A 24141-nucleotide genomic window follows, 5' to 3' on the forward strand; every position below is an offset into this window, starting at 1 on the left:
GGCCTCCGCCTCAACCAACCATGCCCGCCGTACGCCATGCCATCGTCGATCTCATCCTTCGGCCGCCGCCTCAGCAAACACATTCTGCCAAAGTAGTGCTAGTCCTCTGGAACGCAAGTTCGTCACATTAGTTGATAGCTCGAATCTCTACAGAGGAGAGTGCTCGTGGCGAATGCGGGTGTGCGAGGCCGGCCGATCGCGCCGCTGGTGCTTAGTCCGCAAGAGCGGGCGTACTTGGAGAGGCTCGTCGTCATCGCGTTGCCGAATCGCTATCTGAGCGCTGCCGCGCGATCCTGCGGTGTGCAGATAGTCTGCCAAGCAAGTCGGTGGCTGCCAAACTTGGCATCCATGAACACACCGTTGGCAAGTGGCGCCGCCGATTCTTGAAGGATTGCTGTGATGGCCTGCTTGACGAAGCCCGTCCTGGGCGCCCTCGAACCATCGACGACGATCAGGTTGCTGTGGTAATCGAGCGGACATTGCGTACGACGCCGCGCGACGGACGCACTGGTCGATCCGCTCGATGGCTGCGGAAACTGGCTTTTCTCACACCACGATCGGCCGAAAGTGGACGGCGTTCGGCCTGCAGCCGCACCGCAGCCAGACATTTAAACTGTCGAGCGATCCGCTATTCGTCGATAAGGTGCGCGATATTGTCTGGCTTTACCCGAACCGAGCCATTGTCCTCAGGTCTTCATCGCCACGCCCTGATGACAATGATTGCCTACGCCTTCCTGCAACATCATCGCCTCGCATACGCGGGGCAAAAAAAAGAGAATCAACGGGCCTCCGCCTCAACCAACCATGCCCGCCGTACGTTTCGCCATCGTCGATCTCATCCTTCGGCCGCCGTCTCAGCAGTGCCCATATTGCCGAAAGCAAATCCTTGAAAAACAGTGGCGCAAACGCATTCTGTTCGCGGTAGGGACACCCATCACTGGGCGCCCCCCGCGCAGATCCCGGCGAGCCCAATTAAGGCACCGGGCTCCTACCTCGGGTGTTTGACGGCGAAGCGCAGCTTCGGCCATGGATGAAGGATGCGAGCCTTGGGGAGCCAGTCATCGGTGATCTGCGTTATGCGATCCCAGGTCAGACAGGTCCGCTGACTGCGCCGCCGAAGCGTCCGCCTCCAGAGATCGGTCAGATAGAACCGAAACGCATTGAGCGCTCGGCCATTCGTCGGGACAGCAAAGTGTCAATCGGCCTGTAAATTTGGCTCTGACTCACTTTTGATGCAGTTTGGGGGATGCGTGGCGCTTTGATTGGAGGAGAATCAACGCCATGCAGCAAGCACTCCACCGCTCCAGTCTGGTGCCGCGTGGGTTTGTTGTAGAGAGTGCGTACTACGAAGGTGATAAGGCCGTGATTGAGATCCGGGCGTCCGGAAGCGTCGGTCTGTGTCCCTTGTGCGGAACAGTTTCTCGGCGTGTCCATAGCCGGTATCGGCGACGCGTGACTGACCTCCCGCTTTCGGGGCGGATCGTACAGCTCCTGGTGGTCGCCCGCCGCTTCCGCTGCGACGCCGTCCTGTGCGGGCGCCAAATCTTTACTGAGCGCTTCGACGAATGGTTGCTGGCTCCATCAGCGCGACGCACGGCGAGGCCGGACTCCATTGTCCATCACCTCGGTCTGGCTCTTGGCGGACGACCGGCGGCAGGCTTCGCAAAACGGCTGATGCTGCCGGTGAGCAAGGATACGCTCCTTCGCGTGGTTCGACGCCGTAGCCGTCCGCCGGCTGACCCGCTCAGGATTATCGGCATTGATGATTGGGCCTGGCGGCGCAATCACCGATACGCCAGCATCATCTGCAACCTGGAAAGGCGCCGGGTGGTCACCCTGCTGCCGGACCGTGAGCCCTCGACCGCCCAGGCCTGGCTCGCCGCCCATCCCACGATCGCGATCGTCGCCCGCGACCGCGGCGGAGGATATGGCGAAGCCGCAGCAAAGGCCCTGCCGCACGCGGTACAGGTCGCAGATCGTTGGCATTTGATGGAGAACGCCAGCCGGGCCTACCTCGATGCCGTCCGAAAATCGATGCGCCAGATCCGCAGCGCAATCGGAGCAACTACGATCAATCCCGAGCTGCTAACAGCTGTGGAGCGTCTCCAATATGAGGGCTATCTCCGGCGCGAGGAGGCTAACGCGACCATCTTGAGCCTGTCGAAAGGTGGGACGCCGATCAAGCAGATAGTGCGCCAGACGGGCCACAGCAGGGGGCTGGTGCGACAGGTGATCCGCGGCGAACGCCATGATGTCTTCCGGACCCGGGAGAGCTCTCTCGATCAGCACCTGCCATGGCTCGACGACCAATGGGCAGCCGGTTGCCGAAACGGCGCTGAACTTTGGCGCCGCTTACGGGCGCGCGGTTTCCGAGGCTCCCTTCGTGTTGTCGGCGAGTGGACGACTCGTAGACGGCGGGCCGAAAAGACTGATGTCGAAACCCTTCATCGGATTCCATCGGCCAGAACGATCGCTCGTCTCATGACCGTCGGACGGGCTACGCTATCGAAGGCAGAGACGGTGACCGTCGCTGCGGTAGAAGCTGGCGTGCCACCCCTGGTCGAGGCACGCGAGATCATCGCCAAATTCCACCTGATGATCCGACGCAAGACCGAGGCGGGCCTCGTCCCATGGATCGAGCGCGCTCGCGCCAGTCTTGTTGCATCGTTCGCCCGCGGCGTAACGAACGATGAAGCGGCGGTTCGGGCGGCGATCACCTCGCCCTGGTCCAACGGACAGACTGAGGGGCAGATCACGCGCCTCAAGCTCGTCAGACGCCAAATGTACGGCCGTGGCAAAATCGATCTGCTTCAAGCCAGACTAATCGGCGCAGAATAAACCCAGCTGCACCAAAACTGCGTCAGAGCCAATTTTGCAGACGATGACGTAATTGCGGTCGGCGCCCGCGGCTCAAAAAGGTCCGCTATCTTCAAGCCTTCCCGCAATCTCACGAATCGGAGGGGGCCATGAAGTAATATGTTGGGCTGGATGTCTCGCAAAAAGAAACGTCGGTATGTGTGGTCGACGAAGTGGGTCAGATCTTGTTCGAAGGAAAGGCAAAGTCCGCCCCCGGGGCGCTCGCGGCATTGCTTCGCAAGCGGGCGCCACAAGCGGAGCGCATCGGATTTGAGACCGGGGCGATGGCGAGCTGGCTATGGCATGAACTTCGTAGGGTCGATCTCCTAGTGGTTTGCATCGACGCGCGGCATGCCCACGCGGCTTTGTCCGTACGCATGAACAAGAGCGATCAGAATGATGCTCGAGGTCTGGCCGAACTGGTGCGGGTTGGTTGGTATCGAGAAGTCAAGGTCAAGAGCGAGGAAAGTCAGAAGATCCGCGCGATACTCGTCGCGAGATCCCGGCTCGTGTCCATGCGCCGAGACATCGAGAACCAGGTCCGGAGCTTGATCAAAGAATACGGCTTGCTGTTCCCGCGCGCAATCGGCCAGCAGTTCCGCAACCTGGTCAGCGAGCTATTGGGCGATAATCATCCACTCCTTAGCGTGATCTCGCCGCTCCTGTTGATCCATGAGCATATCTGTCAGCAGCAGAACAAGTTCGACGACGAAGTTCGCCAGTTGGCGAAGGCGGACGAGACGACGCGCCGCCTAATGACCGTTCCCGGTGTCGGCGTGGTGACCGCCTTGACTTTCCGCCATACGATCGATGACCCATTGTCGGCGTTGACAGTCGGCGCCTACCTCGGCCTTACACCTCGGCGCAACCAATCTGGCGAAACTGACATCAACGGCAAGATATCTCGATGGGGCGACCGGCTTCTCCGAACCTACTTGTTTGAGGCCGCCACCGTACTTCTCTATCGGACAAAGAAGTGGTCTTCCCTCAAGGCCTGGGGCATGAAGCTCGCCAAGCGGATCGGTATGAGGAAGGCAAAGGTCGCTGTCGCCCGAAAGATCGCAGTCATCCTTCACTGCATCATGGCACATCCTTCGACTGGGGGCAGCCGCAGCCAGTCTGATATTTGCTCGCAAGTTCCTGGTCCGGTCTGCCGGACTGGCGATGTCCCGCTGGGACGGTGTTGAGGCGACCTCGTTCATTCGGCTGGTGGCGGCTCGACCGTACTCCGCTGCAAACGTTGAGGCGTCCGACCCGGACATCATCATGAGGCGCTGCGCGACCTCGGAAAGGACCGTGACCCCAGTGAAGACATAACCAGCCCGGGCGATCCAATGCCTGGCCGGCAAAGTACGCATCAGCCGCGCTCGCGCCGTCTCCGCAACCCTGACCAGCTCCGACAGCGCGAGCGCTACCGTCGTGCCGTCGGAAAGTTTAAAAGGTGATTGACAACAATCCGCAATTAAAGGGCCGAATGACAGTCTTCGCGCCGCTGAATGCCTGGATGTTCAAGGCCATGAGCGGCCATAATGTTCAGATTCTGTCCGTTTCGATCTTCATCATCGGTAACCTGATCTGCGCGATCGCTCCGAACTTCCTCACCCTTGCTGCAGGCCGCGTCATTTCGGCCTACGGCGCGGCGATGTTCACCCCGTCGGCTACCGCGCTGGCCGTGGAACTCCTGCCGCCAGCCCGCAAAGGGTTCGCGTTGTCTCTCATCTTTGGCGGCATGACTGTTTCACAGGTTGCCGGCGTTCCTGCCACAAGCTGGATCGCGGATGCTATCGGCTGGCGCTTCTCATTCGGTTTCGTCGTCATTGCCGGGCTTCTCGCATTGATAATCTTCGCTCCGATGATGTCCGGAATAGCTACCAAGGCGCCGGAGCGCGGAAACAGCCCGATCTCAAAAGGCCTCTCCAAGGCCACCTACGGTATCCTTTCCGTGACGTTATTCGTCGTCGTTTCCGAGTTCATCGTTTACTCCTATGTGAGCGTATTCATCATCGGTTCTCTGCTTGCCGGGGTGCCGCTGCTCTCAGCCGCACTCTTTGCCTACGGCTTCGGAGCCGTGACGGGAAACGTTGCGTGCGGCGTTCTGACTGACCGTTTTGGCCCGTATAAAGTTCTCATTGCGGTTGTAGGCGCGCAACTCATCCTGCTCGTAGGTTTGGTTGCGTTCAGACAGCATGGTGCCTCACCGTGCTCATCGCCTTCTTTTGGGGTAACGTGAGCTACATGTATCTCGTCCCGATCCAGCACCGTCTTCTCGGTCTGGCCGGAGATAGGTCGAAGCTGGTACTGGCGATGAACAGCTCGACCACCTTCGCGGGGATCGCCATTAGCGCTTTTCTCGGCGGCATCCTTGTCGAGACTAGCGGCGTCCCGTCTCTGGCTGCGGCATCGATCCTGATTGGTCTCATCGGCATCGGGCTGGCTGTTGCCTTCATGCGTGACGCAGCACCTGCAGAAACCGCGACTGCAGCATGTCCGAGATGATATCGCTCAACGATCGAGTTATTGCAGTCCCACAATTAAGAACGAAGCCTCAAACGGCATTTCCGCAGCGTGCTATGCATTTGGATCGAAGCCGCACGCGTTCCGCCTCGTACGAAACAACTAAGGGGCCGCCCTGGCGCCTTCAAGGCGATGCTGGCTCGCTTGAACCAATTGGAGGCGGAGATGGACGCCTTGAAGGGACAACGGGTCTCGACCCGGCACATATGGCGGCGGGCGGCGCGTCCGTGTCGCTCGGCTACGAGGGTGGCGTACGGTGGCGCGCGGGTTCATCCGAGGATGAGGAGCCCCATTTCCAGCCACGAGAGGCCGAGCCGGAGGCGTCCAAGGGCGGGCTCGGCAGGGCCACGCGACAAGCTGGTGGAGCAACTGGCCGCGCAGCGGTGACTTTGGCGCTTACTCCAATCTGTCTATCGAAGTGGATGGTTTGACCAATCCCAATACAATTCACGCACGTAACGTTCATCCTCGAAAGTCTTTGTGCGAGGTACGCCTCTAGCAGGCAGTTGAAAAACGTGCTCGCCGCCGACCAGCGACCGTGATTCATTGGCTCCGACGAGATTCGGAGATGATGCGTGCGCGGCGGCGACAATCGAACGGGCGAGCTGTTCAGCTACGTCGATCTGGAGGCTCGGGTGCGGCGTGACCATCCGCTGCGAGCGATCCGGACGATCGTGAACGAGGCGCTGTCGACGCTGGAGCGCGAGTTTGCCGCGCTCTATTCGCCGATTGGGCGGCCGTCGATCCCGCCGGAGAAGCTGCTGCGGGTGTGCTGTTGCCTCAGCGCAGCCGGCCAGTATGGTCCATAACGGACGAACCCGGTTGTGCGAGCACCTTCATGAGCTACATGCATCACGCCTGGACAGGGGAGCACCAGCCCGGCGGCGTGCACTTCCCGGCGCGTTGGTCACGAGCGTACAGTTCGGGGCGCAGGAATATCTTGCCACGCCCACACTGCGATCCGCTCGCAACTCTTGTAACTCTGACGGCAGTGATCGGTGGACGGCCTCGAGAGATCAACGCTGTCATGCGGTTTGCGAGACAGCCTCATGGCTGGAAGAGACCGTCGAAAAGCCAAACGCCCGGCGCGCCCCGACAAGGCATCGCCGGACAGGTGCGAGAACACGCTTTGCAGAGAGCGGTTTCCGGAGGCGAGTCGGATCAGCCAACCCGAAGATCCTCAGCTGACATCTTGCCCGAACGCCCGGCCTTGAGCTGATAACTTACCCGAGCCCCCTCTTCGAGAGTGGTGTAACCGGCCCTTTCGACGGCACCGATGTGCACGAAGACATCGGGACCTCCGTCCTCAGGCCTGATGAACCCATAACCTTTGGTCGAGTTGAACCACTTCACAATACCCATTGCCACGGCGGCATCTCCATAGTGAACCGTTGTGATCTAGCGAAGAGTCTGCCGGCCATCAAGATGGTCGGCAAGACGCCAGCGTCGCTGCGCTGGTCACATGCTCGTTTTTTATCGCATGGTCTATCTGCGGCCGCATTGTGCAAACGACAGAAAGCGCCGTGACGTCGACCACACTTCGATTCAAGGCTTCAGGATCCGGATGACGTTTTGACCTTCGCTTCACTCGTCGCGCGCTAGCGGCTTACAGAAGAGTTGCAGAGCCTCGAACACGCCGCGCTCATCCGGAGCCGAGCTAAAGCGAATGGGATTGATCGTCGTTGAACGACAGGGCGGCCGTGAACTCCTTCGCGCAGCCTGGGATCAGGATAATCAATCCGCGCCATGCCTGCATTGAGCTACGTGACATGCTTTCTCAAGCACGAAGACAGTCCCAGAGCTGCGCTTTAGCTGTTCGCGTTTAGATATTAGCCGCACGCCGGCCATGTCGGACGAACAGGGGTCTGCGAGACAATCCTCAAGGAAGCGCATCTGGCAACTTACCGCCCGCTCGTCATGTTGTGGTTGAACGCCAGGAAACCCGCTCGCCAGCGGTGGAGGCTGTTCAAACCGGTAACTTGCGCATCTGACGACCTTCATCGCGTCTGCCGGCGGCTCATCAGCTCTCTCGCCTTGGGTTCGATGAATTCAGCTGAGCACCGTGAATACGTTGAGATAACCAATGGTCTCAGCCCGCTGACCGAATTTTACTCAGAACAAAGCCGCCTCGATGCATAGGTGTATTCAAGGGCCAGTTGACGCGCATATTCCCTGAGGTTGGCGGCGGCGCTGTGCCCCCCGTCGATGTTCTCGTAATAGAAGTAAGGCTGGCCCAGCGCGGCGAGCTTCGCGGCAGCTTTGCGGCCGTGCGCTGGATGCACGCGGTCGTCTTTGGTGGAGGTAAGAATTAGGGGAGCGGGATAAGTCTTGCCCGCCATCAGCTTCTGGTAGGGCGAGTAGCCTTCGATCCACGCACGCTGCTCGGCAATGGCAGGGTCACCGTACTCGCCGATCCAGGAGGCGCCTGCGCCCAGTTTGGTGTATCGAAGCATGTCAAACAGCGGCACCTTGATGATGGCCGCGTTGAAGAGTTCGGGACGTTGGGTGATTGCGGCGCCAACGAGCAGGCCGCCCTGGCTGCCGCCAATGATTCCGAGCCGGCTCGGACTTGTGATCTTCCGGCGGATCAGGTCCTCGGCAACGGCAATGAAATCATCCCATGTCGTCTGCTTCGTTGCCGTCTGGGCCGCTTGATGCCATTGTGGGCCAAACTCGCCGCCCCCACGCAGGTTCGCCACGACATAGGCATTGCCCTGTTCGAGCCAGAGCCGTCCCACCGGTCCCAGATAAGAGGGCAGAAGCGAAGCCTGGAAACCGCCATAGCCATAAAGAAGTGTCGGGATCGTCCCGTCAAATCTTGCGTTCTTCGGCCGCACCAGAAAATAGGGAATTGACGTGCCATCACGCGAAGTGGCTTCGAGCTGCTCCACGATATGATTGGACGCATCGAAGGCAGCCGGTGTCGTCTTCAACTCCTCAAGGCTTTTGCTTTCGACATCAAAATACCAGACTGAGGTTGGTCTGAGATAGCTCGAGACCGCGAACATGGCTCGGTCCGTTTCATCGGAGGTGGCTAACAGGCTGACATTTGCATGTTCCGGCAGCGGGATGGGCGCCGCGGACCAAGCTCCGTGATCGTACTTATAAGCGAACGCTCTGCTCTGAACGTTCTCAAGGATCGTCAGGATCAACAAATTCTTTGTGGCGCCTAACCCGCTCAGGGCCTGGCGGGGCCCAGGTTGGAAGACGAGCGAGGCTTTGGCACGCATCGGATCCTGTTTCCATTCGGCCAGATCATACGAAATCAGCGATCCGGCGGCGAAGCTGATATCGCCTGGCGGCCTCCAATCTTCATCAAGCCTTACAAGCAGGTGACCACCCACTAGACCGATCATCGCGGCCTTCTTCGGCAGATTGAGCTTGACGGGCCCATTGGGGCGGAAGACCACATACTCGGACTCGAAAGAGCTGATTGCGCGGATCGCGCCGGTCTCATGAATGTTGCCCTCGCTGTCACGAAGCACGAAGGGGGACATCGAAACGTCGGTGGGCTCGCCACGAAAGATCTCGCGAGCCTCACTGAGCGCCTGAGCGCGTTTGAGCTCCTTCACCACAAAGGGGTAGCCGGCTTGCGTCAAAGTCCCCTCGCCCCAGTCACGTGCAACAAGGAGTGTGTCACGATCGACCCAGCTGACGTGCTGCTTGCCCTCTGGGAGATAAAAGCCATCCGCAACGAAGGTCTTGGCGTCGCAGTCGAATTCTCGTATGGACGCGGCATCCTTGCCGCCATCGGAAAAACTAATCAGGCAGAGGCGCTCTTCAGGCGGAAGGCAGCTGCTACCTTGAAAGATCCAATTCCTGTTCTCGGCGACCGCCAAGGCGTCCACGTCGAGAATGGTTTCCCACTGTGGGTCTTGGCTACGATAGCTCTTAAGCGTGGTGCGCCGCCAGATGCCGCGCAGGTGGTTCTCGTCTCGCCAGAAATTCTCCAAAGCTCGCCGTTCCAACGAAACGTATGCGATCCTATCCTTGGCCTGCAGGATGGAGAGCGCCTGTTCGTAGAAGTGCCGATAGCGAAGATCTGACTGGAGCACCCCGAGCGTCTTCTCGTTCTCGGCGCGGGCCCAAGCCACTGCGTCTGGCCCTTCGATCTCCTCGAGCCAAAGGAATGGGTCATCAGTCACCGTTCCGTTCGCTCCTGTGAAAGCCCCGTGGAAGTGAAGCGGGATTCGAAAGCAGCGTAGCGGACAAGAGTGATGTTTTCATGGACTTGCTCCGGCTGAGGTCCAGCGGCCACGCTCGCGGGCCCTGGCGCGTCAAGCAGACGCGGCGGAAAGCACGGAAGCGCATGACACAGCGCCGCTTGCGCTATGTCGCGGACCATCCACTGCAAGCTGCGTGCCGGCTAAAGAGCCACAAGCCTCAAGGATCTTCGTCGGATCATGAAAGTGCATCCCGAGATTAGAGACCATCTGTTCGAGTACGTGCAAGCGCTGACATTTCAGTGCGTCCAGACAGGATTGTGCGGGGTACGGCACCATCGTGAACAGCGCCTCGCGAGCTGGATTTGCCTTGCTGGTGATGACTCCCGCGTGCTGCCAGTCACCCACGATTACCTGTCCTCGGTGCTGGGACTGCGCCGCGCGGGGGTGACCGAAACATTGATCCGCTTCGAGGAGCAAGCCCTGATTCGCAAGATGCGAGGCGTCTTGCAGATCGATGAACACAAATTACTCGAAAATAAAGCGTACCGTTGCTACAAGTTCGTCTCAGCTGCCTATGCTCCCTCCTTATCAGTCCGCGCTCTCGGTGAAGAACAGACGAGCTAGCAACTCGCCACTGGCGTTCTGCGTCCTTCGGGTGCTTGTGACCGCGAACTTGAGACAATTCGCCCCGAGAAGGTCACCCCGTCACCAATCAATCGCTCCCCTTGCGCCGTGTAGCGGGCGGTGGGTGACCGGTCGTCGGCGATACCTGGCTGGTCAGCTGGCGGTTGTCGCGACGCTGACGCGTCGTCGTTCAGCCGCGCGATGCGTCCGGCCATTAGCGGGCGGCCGGACGATGAAACGCAATTCAAGGTTGAGCATCAACGCAAGATCCTGCTGCCTTGGCCCAACGAGTTCGGTTGCCGACCAGCCGAGGCCTGTCGTATCTTGTATATTGATCATGACATTTTCCACGGCGCAGCCCGCCAGCCGACTTCGTCAATTGGGTGCCCGGCGCATGGATAGTGTCCCTTCCGAAGATTCCTGGCAGCCAAGACAAGGCCCGGCGAGTCATCTCACGCTCAGAATTCTGATTGTCGCCTACGCCAGCGCGACCCGCAGCGATACGTTCCATTGATGTCACCGACCAATTCTCGCAATTGATCACAACGTTGACACTGCGCTCCGACCGGCAGTCACGTTTTCAAGAGCGTTATGCGTCGATTATCTCACCTCGCCTAGTGGTCCGCGGCGCCCGCAGTGACGATCGGCGACCGAATAAAAGCACGCCCCTATTCATAGTAACAGCGCCTGTATGGCTATACAGCTGCGGTCGCGTAATTCGCTTCGCATTGCGCTGGAGCAACCCACAGTCGCCCCTTACATTTCGCTAGATCTGCATCAGCGGCAGCGGAATGGCGGCCGTTACTCAATAAGACGCAACCGCCGCGCCTTGACGACGCACTGGGTACGGCTGGTCGTTTCCAGCTTTCGCATTGCATTTTTGACATGAAAGTTGACGGTGTTCTCGCTTACTTTCAAGATGACTCCGATGGCCCAGGATGACTTCCCTTCCTCGACCCATCGCAAGCACTGTCTTTCCCGTGACGACAGACCAACCCCTTGCACATCCGCCATGAGTTTCTCCTGGAGCAGAGAGGACGTGGAACGAGATCAGCAAATGCCATACCAGTCCGTGGCACCTCAAACTCTCGCGGCAGGACAAGATCTTGGGAGATTGCCGGTTCACTTCTCCGGAGACTGCCACCCAACTGCAGCCCTATCGACGGATTGCGACATATGTCGAAAACGCAACAGCAGCAACTACGACAACCATAGCAGTCCATATTTGCTCAACATCTGTGTGAGCTGGATATCACCTTTTGGCCAGGCGCCCTCCCGCAAGGGGTGAATGCTCTGTGAAGGGCCCTAGCACCCGGCTTGCGAGCCGAGATCCTTCATTTGCACCAAAGCTTTCCTTTCCAACGTGTCGGCTCGGATCCACCTATCACAACAGCCCCGGGTTAGGCGCCCATCCTATGGCGATCATGCAAGCTTTTACGTGCGAATCAACTACCAACGCTGGTCATTGATCGGCATCACAACAAAAAGTATGAGCAGTGCAGCTTGCGCCAATCGAAGGCCGGCCTCAGGACTTCTGTATGAAGTATCAACCACAATCCGCTCGGCCCAACGCAGGTCATCAATGCACTCCGCCGCCGCCTGTCGAAATGCTTCGTGCCCAGGTCTGCTCGAATGGCGAGCTCTCGTTTCTGATGGAGGCGCATGACGGCCTGTCCGCGACAATCGCCCAGCGCTCAGGATTCAAGGGGCTCTGGGCGTCCGGTCTGTCCATTGCGTGTTCTCTAGGTTACCGCGACGCGAACGAAGCATCGTGGAGCCAGCTTGTCGACGCCGTTGAGCGGATCGTGGATTCAAGCCAACTTCCTGTCCTGGTTGACGGCGACGGCGGCTTCGGGAACTTCGACAATGCCCGCCTACTGGCTCGTAAGCTCCGTGAGCGTGCCGCTGCGGGTGTTGCACTGGAAGACAGCTGCTTTCCGAAGATGAACTCCTTTGTCGGCAATCGTCATCCCCTCGCGGAGGTCAATGAGTTCTGTGGCCGCTTGCAGGCAGTAAAGGACACGCTAGCGACGGATCTCGTCCTTGTGGCTCGAATCGAAGCGCTCATCGCCGGCCATGGTATGCACGAAGCACTTTCACGCGCTCACGCGTACAGGGAAGCCGGAGCGGATGCGATCCTCATTCATTCGCGAAGCAGCTCCGCAGACGAAATTCTTTCATTCGCACGCGCCTGGCAGAACAGCCTGCCCGTCGTCATCGTTCAACCATTCCATGCGAGCCGCGGTCAGCGCGATGCGGCAACTCTGCGACCGCCTCTTCGCTGAGGAGAACGCGACAACGATCGAGCCGAATATCGCAGACCTCGAAGAGGTGTTTGACATGCTCCAATACGATGAGCTCGCCAGGGCTGAGAAGCGGTACCTTCAGCCCAATAAGCGATAGCAATGATTTTGTTTGGCCCCATTCACTCTGCTTTGGCCAACAGGGGCTGGACCTTAAGTTGGAATCTCACAGAGGTGATACGCACATCACCTGACGCTCTGCAGCGAAACCGATACGCCTGTTAGTTGGGGCGAACAAACAATGAGTAATACCCCAAGAAAGGCCGTCATTCTCGCAGCTGGTGTCGGCTCGCGCCTGAGACCGCTGACAGATCTGCGTCCAAAGCCTTTGGTCGAAGTCAACGGCACGCCTATCCTCTTCAATGCTCTGCGTAATCTGGACATAGCCGGGGTGAAAGACGTCACTATCGTGGTCGGCTATCGAAAGGACGCCATTCAATACGCGTGCGGTCAGCGCTTTGGCACGCTGGAGATCAATTATCTCGAGACGCCCGCATTCGAGCGTACCGGAAGCGCCTATTCGCTGTGGCTCGCGCGAGACTCACTTCTGTCGGGCGACTGCTATTTGCTCGAAGGGGACGTCTTTTTCGAGGAGGATGTTCTACGCTGCTTGATGGGCGAGGCTCCTGATGCCGCCGCCGTAGCTCCCTTTACCGAAATCATGCAAGGATCCGCCGTTTTTCTGTCGGATAGCGGACTGATTTCCGCGTTCCGGATGAAGCAAACCTCGGCAAGCCGCCCCGCCGACCGTCCGCCCCTCTTTAAAACACTCAATGTGATGCGGTTCGCGGCTTCGACTCTCAGAACCATGATTGTTCGAGCGCTCAACGAGATCATCGGCTCCGGCGCGACGCGGGCCTACACTGAAGAACTGCTCGCCTATCTGATTGAACAGCGCGGACTGCAGCTTGCGGCAGCCCGATGCGATGGTCTTAAGTGGTACGAGATCGACACACCCGTCGATCTGCAGATCGCCGAAACCATCTTCGCGAGCCGGCCGGTATTGCGGCAGCGACCGAGTTTAGACAATAAGTGAGAAATTGCCCGCTTGGACACCGGAGCCGAAGCCAATCGACCTGCAGATCTGATGTCCATGTCGATCAACCAACGGCAAGTATTGCCTGGTCACCACTTTGGCGCTCCGCCGCTGGTGCTCCTTGCTATCCTGGCGGACTCCCTCTCCTTCGATCCGATCAAAGGGCAATAGGTACGAGGCCAGCCCAAGCTCGAGAAAGCGATGGGCCTGGGCAACCAGAACGAGATTTGTTGATTGCGATTGATGAGGAAATGACCTGCTTGCAATCGAAAGGAGAAATCTACGCTCTAGAGGACAGGGGCGGACTAGCGTTGCCGCAGCAAGGCACCTCGTCAAGTGGACATAGAAAACAGCAGGAGCAAAGAGATGATTGAATACCTGGTTGATCGTGCAAATGCAATCACGGCTTGCTCCTATGTCTTCGCAGTCGTCGGCGTCTTCCTAGCCCTGAATGGTAGACCGGAGCTCGGCGCTGCCGCGATGCTTTGGACATGGTTTTTGGATCATTGGGACGGGCACATTGCTCGCAAGACCCGTCGTATGCGTCTGCCGGGAATGGCTGAGTTCGGACAAAGCTTCGATGGCTTTGCCGATTTTGTACATGGGGTCTGGTTTCCCGCCGTCATTATCATCCTTGTGGGTGACGGCTCGGGAATCTCGTTTGGTGCCAGCCTCGTGCTCGTCGTGTCGGGTGCGATCAGGCTGAGCTATTTCGAAAATGTCGGCCTAACGGCTGACGCGAAGTTCATCGGAATTCCAGTTTCGTATGGTACGCCCTTATTGGCTGTGATGTTGCTGATTCGGCCACTCATCTGGGCGGAATTGTTCCCGACAGTTCTGGCTCTCGCTTTCACAGCACTTGCTACTCTCTACGTCTCCACCTTTGTGCGGGTTCCAGCGATACAGGGCCGCGCAATTCCAATTGCAACGATCGGAGCGATCGCGCTTTCGGTGGCCCTGGTAGCGATCAGCTTGTCTAGTCCCAGCTAAGCGGGCCGTCCCGTGCCGGCGCAGCTGGCCCCACGACCAATCTGGTGCGGCGGAAAGTAAGGGCACTACGAGGAGGCAATTGTCTGGTTGCTGATCCTTCGGTTGATTCGGAACAACGTGATGGCGACATAAGCCGGACGGGACGACGCGCTCCAGCCCACGGATAGCACACTCAGCCGGTTTACACGTCCAATGTCTGAACATAGGTCGCGAGAATTCACCGGCTCACGATGCATTACCGGCCATTGGCAAGATTGCGAATGGAGTGTTCGACGTCATGGAGCCCGCGCACTGCAAATCACAAGCCATTGTCCCGGGGCGGGCTGTTTTGGTTCCCGCGATCGGTCGTGTGCGCCTGGAAAGCGCCGCACCGCCGGCCGAGCTGTTATCGCCTTCCTCTGGCTATAGTGAGATTGGTCCGATATCCTTCCTCGCATCACCGAGAAAGTCCTCACGGCGGTCGACAAATTGCTGCGTCCAGATTTCCGCGGTTATCGCATTCCAAAGCCAACGAACTTCGACAGGTTGGTAGGGCCGCTTTCCGCGTCTCAGCAGGCGCTCCACATCTGCCAGGTTGACGATCCTAACTCGGGCTCGCCTGCCCGGGGCGAACAGCCGCGAATACAAATCGTCGATCACATCGGCCATGTCGGCGTCATACTGAAACTGTTGAATATACTTCTTTCTGTGCGTGACGACGCGCGGAAGAACGAGCTCCGCAGCCTTGCGGAGAATCGCCTTCACTTGAGTTGGACCAACCTTTTGGCGATCGGGGATTCGGAGCGCTAGATCTATCAGGTGCTTACTGGCGTAAGGCATGCAAGATTTAAGGCCAAACTCCGCCGCGAGCACCTCCTGCGCCCCCATCCTATTGTCCCATGAAGCCAATGCTGAGCCCAACATCCGGAAAAGCGGCGCGTCTTCATCAACAAAGGTCATTTCTTCTGTTGCCAGGCGACTTTGGTTCTGACCGGCTTTGCACGGCGCTGGCAAAGGGTGGCTGCCTTTCGTTGCACGGAAGATCGCACGGGCCAGCCAAGAAGCCGGAAGCGTGCCCGAGCACTCCGCAGAGCGCAGCTCGCGCAGAAGCCTTTTGGCGCCGGGCACATGACGTCCAAGCCATAGTCGGCGATGCGCGGGCATTCCTGCAAACAGTGTGTCGCACATATTTCCTGAAAACAGCGTGTCGACCTTCCCGACCGCCCCGCGCGCCAACGCATAGAGCTGCGGGAACTCATCATAGCCACCTGGGTCTTCCAAGCACCAGACTGTCGTCGGCAGCAGCTCGATCAGATCTTTCGGTCTGACGATGATCTCGTGGTGACAGGTTCCGAGAACCGACGACGTCTGCCGCGCACCAGCAATATCCGGATCGGACTCGCCGTGTCCGACCGTAAAGGTGCACAACCGCGTTCCAGGTAGGCGCTTGCGCAGCAGAGCCGCGATGAGCGCCGAATCGACGCCGCCACTCAGCGACACACCAATTCTGCCAGTTGCATCATGGGCATACGCATTGACAGATCTTTCGACCGCTTCGAGGACAGCTTTGGGCGAGACGGGCTGGCTCGGCGCCTCGTATTCGCAAGGCCGGGGCTTTGTGCGGACAATTTTCGGCGCCTCTAGGCCGACGATGACGGCGCTGCCGGGCAAGACTGGCCGAATGTCGTTGAAAAAGGTTCGACCAGGGGGGGCCCAACCGTTGTAAAGGAACGTATTGATCGCCGGCAGGTCAGGTTCGGAGCTGATCTGCGATACTGCAAGAAGCGCCTTATAGTGCGTCGCAAAGGCGGTCCAGTCCTTTCCCTGTGCAAAGACGAGCGGCATCACCCCGAACGGGTCACGGGCCAGGACCAAACTGCAAAGCGAGGCATCCCAGACGGCAATCGCGTAATGTCCATCCAAGTCATCAAAAAACTGGATGCCCTGTCTTCGATAGCCCTCCGCGACGTCATGCACGGAGAGTGACACCCCTTCCGCATTAAGCAGATGCCCCGTAGAGGCAATCAGCGTATTGCCCGAACGCGCCAGGCCACCATCAGAGCCAGCGCGGATAGCGAAGTGCGCCGGACCATATTCCCAAATGTGAACCTCTGATCCGCCTTGCGGGAGCAGCCGTCCCATTCGTCTCATCAGCGATCCGTCAATGCGACCCACAAATCCACACATGCTGCTCATCAAAGATCTCGCTCGGCCGATGTTGAAAGACAGCTACAAGGCGAGCCAATGTTATCGGGATCGATCGGGCTTGATGTGCTCATGGCAGCTCACGTTCACGAGGATCCACGCTACTCGGCACCAGATCGTGGTCACCGTGACAGAACCTTTGATCGGATCCCCGATCCGAGCCGACCACGCCGATCAAAGAACCCAGGCTCATGATCGCAGCGCGGTGAAGCCCCTCATTTCCAGATATCTGACGCTTGCGGGAGCAAAAGAGTCGCGGAGGATGTCCAGCTGGTATGGCGCCGATTCAAAGCCGAGGCGGACGCGTTGCGCGTCTGGCGGACGCAGACACACCAGACGAGGTTCGCAGCGATAAGCCAACTACCAATGCTGGTGATTGATCTAGATATCAGATGCATGCATGGATTGGACTTTACCGGATCGGGTCGTAGCGCCAATGCGGTTCGACATGCGTCCTCGACAGGTTTGGATGTCGTCATCGGCTCTGGTGCCTGCTTTTTTCGACCGGACCGGAAACCATCCAAGATCTGTCCGAATAGCAACTTCGGTCATAAATTTGTATGATGGAATCGTCCACTGCGCGCCAAAGGCGGGGAGCCTGCGGATGCCGCGGCGTGATGATCCGGCAAATAACAGGGTGGCCATGTCCATAGCCACCTGAGGGGACGTTGATTTTGACTATTTGCCCTGCACCAGCGCCATCAAACTCGCTCCAAGCTCTGCTTCCTCGGGAATTGTCACGGAGAGCAGGACGGAAGTGTCGTGTCCGGAATGATGTCGATGATTTTGGCGTCCCGGATCGCGTGGGGATGCACCACGACGTCGCGGCCGCTGACCAAAATGATACTGAAGTATGGCTCGACCTCGATATGGCGGACGATGTCAGTCTGAAAATCCAGCATGACTTGATGGGTCAGGCCGGCCGCGACTGTAAATGGGATGCCTCGCCAGGAGCCGGCGACATTTCGATGCATGTGGCCAAAGAACATGTGGCGGATGCGCGAGCTGAACGGGGCGATGACATCCCAAAGTTCTTCCTCGCCCTGCAGCGCGATCTGATCGAGCCGCTTCAGCCCTACTTTGACTGGCGCATGATGCATGAACATTAAAACTGGCTTATGGCTCTCCGTAAGCTGTGTCCTGAGCCATTCGAGGCGCACAGCATCAAACGCACCGCCATGCGTTCCGACGGCCCAGGTATCAAGCAGAAGACCAACATGATCTTGCAGATCGAATCTGCTGTGGGCGTAACCGTCAGCGGCCAAATGCTCTGGAAAGATCGCGCCGAATACGCTGCGATGATCATGGTTACCCACGGTGATATGCAGCGGAGGCAAGCAGAACTCCGCCACGACATCTCGGAACAGTTCATAGGACGCTCGATCCGCCCGATCGGTGACGTCGCCGCTGATGACCAGCGCTGCCGCATCGGAATGGTAGACTTCGATCTCGGAAAGACAAGCTCGTAGACGGGCCTGCGGGTCAATCCCTCGCAGCAGGCTTCCACTCGGGACCAGATGTGGATCGGTCAACTGGATGATTTTCATTGTCTCGCGCTGTTTGCTGGGTTGAAAGGCCCGAAATCCATGACCAGGGCAGCATAGGGCTCCCAGGCAAGCTTCCGGCGCTTGGCGTAGAAAGCGCCATTGTTGTGCAGGATGATGAAGGGTACTTCTTCTGCAAAGATCTTGAGGGCAGCTCGGGCGAGCTGCTTGCGCTCTTGGCCATCGCTTGATTGCGCGTAAGCGGCGCCGATCGACTGATACTGCGGCGAATCCCATATCTTGAGGGCGTGCTGGCCGCCGCCTGGGCCGTACTGACGCCAGACCATGGAGGTCGGGTCGGGCCAGGATGGCAGAAAGGATTCATCCCAGATCGCGCTCAATGGTTTTGTGTAGACCTGGCTGAAATTCTCCATCTGATGGAGCACGACGTTGACGCCGACAGCCTTCCACATCTGCACCAAGATTTGCGCCGTCAGCACCTGGTTTGGATACCAATTGTTGAGCAGACGGTAGGCAATTGGATGGCCATTGTAGCCGGCTTCGCGCAGTAACGCGCGTGACCTGTCGGGATCGTAGGCAGGTGCAGGAAAGGTAGGATCATAGACGTCCCCGAATATCGGATATTGCGCCCCATGTGGAACATCGATTCGTCCTCGCCAGAGCTGCGCCATGATGAGTTCGCGGTCGATCGCAAGGCTCAGCGCCTGGCGAATACGCCGGTCCGATAGCCATGGAGCGGTCGTATCGATCGCGAGCACGCGCAGATTGGATATGGCACCCCCGACAACATCGAACCGGGAGGTCTCAATGGACTCGAACTGATCCGGCAGTAGATCCGATATCAGATCATAGTCGCCCGCCAAAAGGCCATTGACCCGCGAAGCAACCTCAGGAACGATCCGGAACTCGATGCTGGCGAATGGCGGAAGGCCGCCCCAATACTCATCGTGAGACTTGAGGATCAGACTGACATCCTTCCGGTTGGACATCACACGATACGCACCAGCACCGATCGGCGCCTTGAACCAGTTTTCCCAGCTGCCGGCGTTGCGAAAGGCTGCTTCGCTGACGATTTGGGCACTCCAAGCGGCGAGCTTCTTATCGATCGCGGGATCGGGAATCGTTGTCGTGACAAGGACTGTGCTCGGTCCCGTCGCCTGCACCGAGGCGATATTCTGCTGGTATTGCGAGGCGATCGTATTGCCGGTCCGGGTAGGACCGAGCCTTCGCTCTTTGCCAAGCGAAAACACGATATCGCCGGTAGTTACGGTCGAGCCATCGTGAAACTTGACGCCGGGGCGGAGCGTGAATTCGACGCTAGTGCTGTCGATACGTCGCCAACTTTCCGCGATGGCTGGTTTGACGGCCATGTTGTGGCTAAAGTCGATGCGTAGCAGGCCATCGAACGCATTGGAGAGCATCCGTAGCGCCGGCGTGTTGTTGAGCATCACCGGGTCCGCGTAGTCCGGCTGCGTCGGCACAGCGACGACGATCCTGGGTCGCCCTGATTGGGCGAAAGCCAATTCAGGCACCGCAGCTCCAAGCGTAACAGCCTTCAGCAGGGACCTTCTACTCAGGCCGGGCATGGGACGTCCTTTCTTGATAGAGCAAAGAGCGCAAACAGCTATCAGAGCGTGCCGTCGAGGCGATCGCGCAGCCAGTCGCCAATGAGCGAGACCGATAGCGCCATCAGCGATATGACGACTGATGGAATCATCAAAATCCAAGGAGCGCGGGCGAGATAGTCGCGGCCGTAGCCCACCATGGCGCCCAGCGATGTCGATGGCGGCTGCACGCCGAGGCCAAGAAAGCTCAAGCCGCTTTCGACCAGGATAATCTCTGGAAACGAGATGGTCGTTGATACGATCAGCGTCGCGGCCACGTTGGGAAGGATGTGGCGCCAGTAGACGTGAAGGGGACGGGCACCGAGCTGGCGGACGGCGCCGGCGTAACCTTGAGCATTGGCGCTAATCGCAAGGCCCCTGGCGATCCGCGCATAACGTTCCCATCCATGCAGCGCAAGCAGACAGATAAAGACCGCAAGCGAGTTTCCGATGAAGGCAAGCACCGCGAGCGCCAGGATCAGAAATGGCATTGTGGCCTGGAAATCGACCAGGGCCAGGATGGCTTGTTCGATCCAACCACGAAAATGAGCGGCAACAAATCCGAGCGTGGTGCCGAGCACCGCTCCGACACCAGTCGCACCAAGCCCGATGAAAGCGCTCATCTGGATGGACAAGACCAAGCGGGACAACATGTCCCGTCCAAGCTCGTCCGTGCCGAACGGATGAGCAAGCGAGCCGCCCCATCCGATCGGCGGCGACAAACGAGCTTTCAGATCGATCGCTGCCGAGTCATAGGGGATAACCAATTGCGCCAGCAAGGCGGTCGTCCCCAGAAGGAGAAGATATGCGAACGCGAGGCGGATAACGAGCGGTGTGCTTGGCGCTCGCGCGGCATTCAGCTTCGACGATAACGGTTCGGCTATGATCCTCTGCAGCATCATGCATGCCCTCCCCGCCGGATTCGCGGGTCGAGCAGGCCGTAAAGGAGGTCGACGGCAAGGTTGCAGGTCACCATGGCTACGGCGATGAGGAAGAGCACGCATTGGACAATGGGCAGATCACGACTAGCGACCGAAGACACCAGCAGCCTGCCGACTCCTGGCCATGAAAACACGCTTTCGACCAAAACCGCGCCGGCGATCAGCTGTCCGACCATGAGGCCTAAGAGCGTGACCGTCGGGATTGCCGCGTTGGGCAAAGCATGCCGGCACACGATCGAGTGGGCCGGCACGCCTTTGGCCCTTGCGGTGCGGATATAGGGCTGCTCCAGTACGTCCAGCATGGCGCTACGGGTGTAACGCGCAAGGACCGCTGCGCTGCCGGCTCCCAGCGTGAGGACCGGGAGGATGGCGTGCTGCCAACTGCGTGCACCGCCGGACGGCAGCCAAGAGAGCCAAACCGAGAAGACCAACACAAGCAGTAAACCAAGGACAAAGGAGGGGATCGTGAAGCCTGCCACCGCCACAAGCATGATGCCGCGATCGAGAACGCTGTTGCGGCGGAGCGCAGCTAAGATGCCCGCCGGAATACCGATGAACACATTCATGAAGAGCGCGGGCACTGTAAGCATAAGCGTGACAGGAACACGCTCCGCGACGACGGCAAGCGCGTCACGACCTTCGCGCATCGAATTACCGAAGCTGCCAGTAATGACATGCGCCACATAGTCCAGGAATTGTACCCAGATTGGCTGATCGAGTCCCCAAGCTTTTTGGAACGCTTCACGGGCTTGTGCCGATGCATCATTGGAGAGGATCTCTAGCGCCGGATCCCCCGACAGGCGCAGCACAATGAATGCAAAACCGACCACAACAACAATCGTGATCATTGTGCGCGCGAGCCGCGTCAGAGCAAACCAAGCCATCAATGCGCCCTCGCCAGTTGAAGCAGCTCTGGTTCGCTAACCAGGTGGCAGGCGACCTTGCGGCCAGCAACTCCGCTGTTGAGGAGCATGGGCCGCAGATGGCGGCAGGTTGGCCGAGCAAGGGGGCAGCGCGGATGGAAATCGCATCCGCCAGGGCGCTCAGTCGGGCACGGCGGATCACCCGCGAGGGTGATCCGTCGTGTCCTCGGCTTACGCGCGTCCGGCACGGCCGAGACCAAGGCACGTGTATAGGGGTGAAGCGGCGCCTGCAGGATGTCATCGGTTGCCCCCTCCTCGACGATCCGACCGAGATACATGACCGCGAGACGCTTACTGATCTGCCGCACGGCGCGAAGATCGTGGCTGATGAACACCATCGCGACCCCGAACTGATGCTGGACCTCGGCAAACAGGTTGATCACCTGAGCCTGGATCGAGACATCGAGCGCCGATATCGGCTCGTCACATACGAGCAGGTCCGGCGACGTTGCCAGGGCACGTGCGAGCACCACACGTTGTCGTTGGCCGCCCGACAATTCATGCGGCAAGCGGGTCCCATGCTCCTCGGAGAGACCCACGCGCGCCAGAAGTGTTGCCACTTGGGCCATCCGCTTCGCCGCCTTGTCAACACCATGAATGACGAGCGGCTCAGCGACCTGTTCAGCAACGGCAAGCCGCCCGTCCAGTGCTCCCAACGGATCCTGGTAGACGAGTTGCATCCTTGCGCGCAGCCGCCGCCAGGCTGCAGTTTTGCTGGGCGGCATGACGTCATTGTCAAATTTAACGAGGCCCGCATCTGGCTTTTCAAGGCCGAGCACCAGGCGTCCGAGCGTCGACTTCCCGGAACCGGATTCTCCGACCAGACCGAGCGTCTCGCCCTTGGCTAGCGAAATCGAAACCCCATCGACGGCCAACACCCGATGCCGCGGCGCGAACGGACTGCCCGATGAGGGATAGGTCTTTGCAAGACCTTGGGCCAGGAGAAGTGCATCGTTCACGCCACGATCTCCAAAGGCTTGGCGTCATCCGCCCGCACGCACGCGACCAGCCAGCCGTCGCGGTCGGTGCGGAGATCGGGTTCCAGGTGGTCGCAGATGCCGGCACGATGTCGGCATCGCGGGGCAAAGGGACAGCCTTGGTGCGGAAAGCGTCCGTTGGTGACAGCTGCCGAAATGCCGTTTAATTGCTGCAAAGGCCCATCAAAACTTGGAAGCGCCTCGAGCAAGCTGCGCGTATAAGGGTGACGTGGTGCAGCAAACAAGTGGTCGACGGGCCCGGCCTCAACAACCCGGCCGGCATACATCACATAGGCGCGGCTGCAGACCTCGGCGATCACGCCGAGATCGTGCGAAATCAAGACCAAAGCCATTTCGGTTTCACGCTGGACATCGCGCAAGAGATCGAGAATTTGCGCCTGGACGGTTACATCCAGCGCTGTGGTCGGCTCATCAGCGATCAGTAAGTCAGGCCTGCCGGCCAATGCCATGGCGATCATGACCCGCTGGTTCTGTCCGCCCGATAGTTCGTGGGGGTAGGATTTGAGCCGTCGCGCGGCAGAGGGAATACGGACGAGATCGAACAGGCGCTTGGCTTCGGCCCGCGCGGCCGCGCGGCCCATGCCGCGATGCAGCTGCAGGACCTCGATCACCTGGCGACCGACCGTCAGAACCGGATTGAGTGCGCTTTGGGCATCCTGGACGATCATCGCGATCCGCTTGCCGCGAATGCGCGACAGGCTTTTGCTCGACGCCCCGAGGAGCTCTTGGCCGTTCAGCCGGGCGCTCCCCGAGATCACTGTACTGGCCGGCAGTAAAGCGAGAGTGCCGAGCCAGGTCACTGACTTTCCCGATCCACTCTCTCCAATGATGCCGACGGCTTCGCCCCTGCGGATCTGAAGATCGATCGCTCGCACGGCTCTGGTTGCTCCAAAGCTGACCGACAGCTGTTCGATGCTCAGGAGCTCGCGCACACCTTGCCCCTCGTTCTGGTGCGCTAGCACGCGAGCACCACGAAAATCCCGGAGCGACCCAGTTCCGCTTCGCTGAGTCGTGTATCGCCCATCACCTGCGCAGACGGGAAGGAAACAGCAAAAGGTGCAGCCATGGGGCCACACTGCTTCAGACTTTCGGGCACGAACGATGCCATTGCAGGTTCCTTTCACATCGGCAAGATCGCTGCAAAACCGGACGGTGCTAACAAAAACAGTTACCGTTGCACAGCGATGGAGCGAGAGAACTCCAAGACCCTTCCTGCTACAGGCGCATGACACTCATCGTCTAATGAGACGCAAGCATCTAAAAATGCGATGGCAAAAAACCCTTTCCCGAAAAGCCAACCAAAAGAGTGATCTGCCGCTCAGAGAAAGGTGGTCGTATGGCGCGTACGCACACCGCTCTCGTAATCAGGGTCGAGGCTGGCAACCGCAGAGTTTTGGCAGGTGAGATCCTGTTGCCAAAGCGAACGACGCTCCTCCCATCGCTCTCCACCGCCGCTCCAAGATCGAGGCCGATCCGCGGGGCCAACGCTAGCGCATG

Annotated in this window: 17 protein-coding genes and 5 pseudogenes; 11 read left to right on the top strand and 11 right to left on the bottom strand. The window is 59.1% G+C overall.

The features are described 5' to 3' along the window. Positions 1 to 165 precede the first annotated feature (165 nt). From IF809_RS30075 to IF809_RS30105, 7 genes and pseudogenes are all read left to right on the top strand, one after another. A pseudogene (locus IF809_RS30075) lies at positions 166 to 688 on the top strand (helix-turn-helix domain-containing protein); the annotation flags it as partial. Position 689: 1 nt separating this feature from the next. Further along, positions 690 to 890: pseudogene (locus IF809_RS30080) on the top strand (IS701 family transposase); the annotation flags it as partial. A gap of 391 nt (positions 891 to 1281) precedes the next feature. Then, positions 1282 to 2838, top strand: a complete 1557-nt coding sequence (locus IF809_RS30085) for an ISL3 family transposase (RefSeq protein ID WP_441258788.1) — start codon at positions 1282 to 1284, stop codon at positions 2836 to 2838. 146 nt (positions 2839 to 2984) lie between these two features. Continuing rightward, positions 2985 to 3979: pseudogene (locus tag IF809_RS30090) on the top strand (IS110 family RNA-guided transposase). Between the two features lie 318 nt (positions 3980 to 4297). Then, positions 4298 to 5086, top strand: a complete 789-nt coding sequence (locus IF809_RS30095; RefSeq protein WP_441258787.1) for an MFS transporter — start codon at positions 4298 to 4300, stop codon at positions 5084 to 5086. Then, a complete protein-coding gene (locus tag IF809_RS30100) occupies positions 5056 to 5352 on the top strand; it encodes a hypothetical protein (RefSeq protein ID WP_249165080.1) in 297 nt (98 codons plus the stop codon). Before IF809_RS30095 ends, IF809_RS30100 begins: the two co-directional genes overlap by 31 nt. A 593-nt stretch (positions 5353 to 5945) precedes the next feature. Continuing rightward, positions 5946 to 6137 (top strand): annotated as a pseudogene (locus IF809_RS30105) (transposase); the annotation flags it as partial. A 394-nt stretch (positions 6138 to 6531) separates the two neighbouring features. Here the strand turns inward: IF809_RS30105 and IF809_RS30110 are convergent. Then, complete coding sequence (locus IF809_RS30110) at positions 6532 to 6738, bottom strand: cold-shock protein (protein ID WP_018645234.1); 207 nt, start codon at positions 6736 to 6738, stop codon at positions 6532 to 6534. A 740-nt stretch (positions 6739 to 7478) separates the two neighbouring features. Beyond that, the gene (locus IF809_RS30115; protein WP_202949173.1) at positions 7479 to 9515 is read right to left on the bottom strand and encodes a prolyl oligopeptidase family serine peptidase; all 2037 of its coding nucleotides are present in this window, start codon (positions 9513 to 9515) and stop codon (positions 7479 to 7481) included. A 258-nt stretch (positions 9516 to 9773) separates the two neighbouring features. Between IF809_RS30115 and IF809_RS30120 the strand changes: the two genes are divergently transcribed. Further along, positions 9774 to 10160, top strand: a complete 387-nt coding sequence (locus IF809_RS30120) for a Crp/Fnr family transcriptional regulator (protein ID WP_240537804.1) — start codon at positions 9774 to 9776, stop codon at positions 10158 to 10160. Positions 10161 to 10961: 801 nt separating this feature from the next. On the opposite strand, the gene IF809_RS30125 is transcribed toward IF809_RS30120, so the two are convergent. Next, positions 10962 to 11174, bottom strand: coding sequence for a helix-turn-helix domain-containing protein (locus IF809_RS30125; RefSeq protein WP_028153753.1), 213 nt, complete (start codon positions 11172 to 11174; stop codon positions 10962 to 10964). Positions 11175 to 11767: 593 nt separating this feature from the next. Between IF809_RS30125 and IF809_RS30130 the strand changes: the two are divergent. From IF809_RS30130 to IF809_RS30140, 3 genes and pseudogenes are all read left to right on the top strand, one after another. After that, positions 11768 to 12563: pseudogene (locus IF809_RS30130) on the top strand (isocitrate lyase/phosphoenolpyruvate mutase family protein). A gap of 141 nt (positions 12564 to 12704) precedes the next feature. Next, positions 12705 to 13499, top strand: coding sequence for a phosphocholine cytidylyltransferase family protein (locus IF809_RS30135; protein WP_441258786.1), 795 nt, complete (start codon positions 12705 to 12707; stop codon positions 13497 to 13499). A gap of 366 nt (positions 13500 to 13865) precedes the next feature. Then, on the top strand, positions 13866 to 14489 hold the full coding sequence (locus IF809_RS30140; protein ID WP_375790951.1) for a CDP-alcohol phosphatidyltransferase family protein: 624 nt from the start codon (positions 13866 to 13868) through the stop codon (positions 14487 to 14489). A 402-nt stretch (positions 14490 to 14891) separates the two neighbouring features. On the opposite strand, the gene IF809_RS30145 is transcribed toward IF809_RS30140, so the two are convergent. The 8 genes from IF809_RS30145 to IF809_RS30180 all read right to left on the bottom strand — a co-directional run bounded on the left by IF809_RS30145 (position 14892) and on the right by IF809_RS30180 (position 23752). Further along, positions 14892 to 16610, bottom strand: a complete 1719-nt coding sequence (locus IF809_RS30145) for an asparagine synthetase B family protein (protein ID WP_441258785.1) — start codon at positions 16608 to 16610, stop codon at positions 14892 to 14894. An 800-nt stretch (positions 16611 to 17410) separates the two neighbouring features. Continuing rightward, a complete protein-coding gene (locus tag IF809_RS30150; RefSeq protein ID WP_041959868.1) occupies positions 17411 to 18220 on the bottom strand; it encodes a phosphodiesterase in 810 nt (269 codons plus the stop codon). Beyond that, entirely contained in the window at positions 18217 to 19764 is a 1548-nt protein-coding gene (locus tag IF809_RS30155; RefSeq protein WP_041959870.1) for an ABC transporter substrate-binding protein, read from the bottom strand. The genes IF809_RS30150 and IF809_RS30155 overlap by 4 nt, the downstream gene beginning before the upstream one ends. Before the next feature lie 41 nt (positions 19765 to 19805). Continuing rightward, positions 19806 to 20684, bottom strand: a complete 879-nt coding sequence (locus IF809_RS30160) for an ABC transporter permease (RefSeq protein ID WP_370115726.1) — start codon at positions 20682 to 20684, stop codon at positions 19806 to 19808. Then, a complete protein-coding gene (locus IF809_RS30165; RefSeq protein WP_370115728.1) occupies positions 20681 to 21607 on the bottom strand; it encodes an ABC transporter permease in 927 nt (308 codons plus the stop codon). Before IF809_RS30165 ends, IF809_RS30160 begins: the two co-directional genes overlap by 4 nt. Beyond that, a complete protein-coding gene (locus tag IF809_RS30170) occupies positions 21607 to 22605 on the bottom strand; it encodes an ABC transporter ATP-binding protein (RefSeq protein ID WP_370115729.1) in 999 nt (332 codons plus the stop codon). The genes IF809_RS30165 and IF809_RS30170 overlap by 1 nt, the downstream gene beginning before the upstream one ends. Continuing rightward, positions 22602 to 23576, bottom strand: coding sequence for an ABC transporter ATP-binding protein (locus IF809_RS30175; RefSeq protein WP_441258784.1), 975 nt, complete (start codon positions 23574 to 23576; stop codon positions 22602 to 22604). Before IF809_RS30175 ends, IF809_RS30170 begins: the two co-directional genes overlap by 4 nt. Positions 23577 to 23599: 23 nt before the next feature. Continuing rightward, positions 23600 to 23752, bottom strand: a complete 153-nt coding sequence (locus tag IF809_RS30180; RefSeq protein ID WP_370115733.1) for a hypothetical protein — start codon at positions 23750 to 23752, stop codon at positions 23600 to 23602. Positions 23753 to 24141 lie beyond the last annotated feature (389 nt).

Source organism: Bradyrhizobium sp. UFLA06-24, assembly GCF_054967145.1.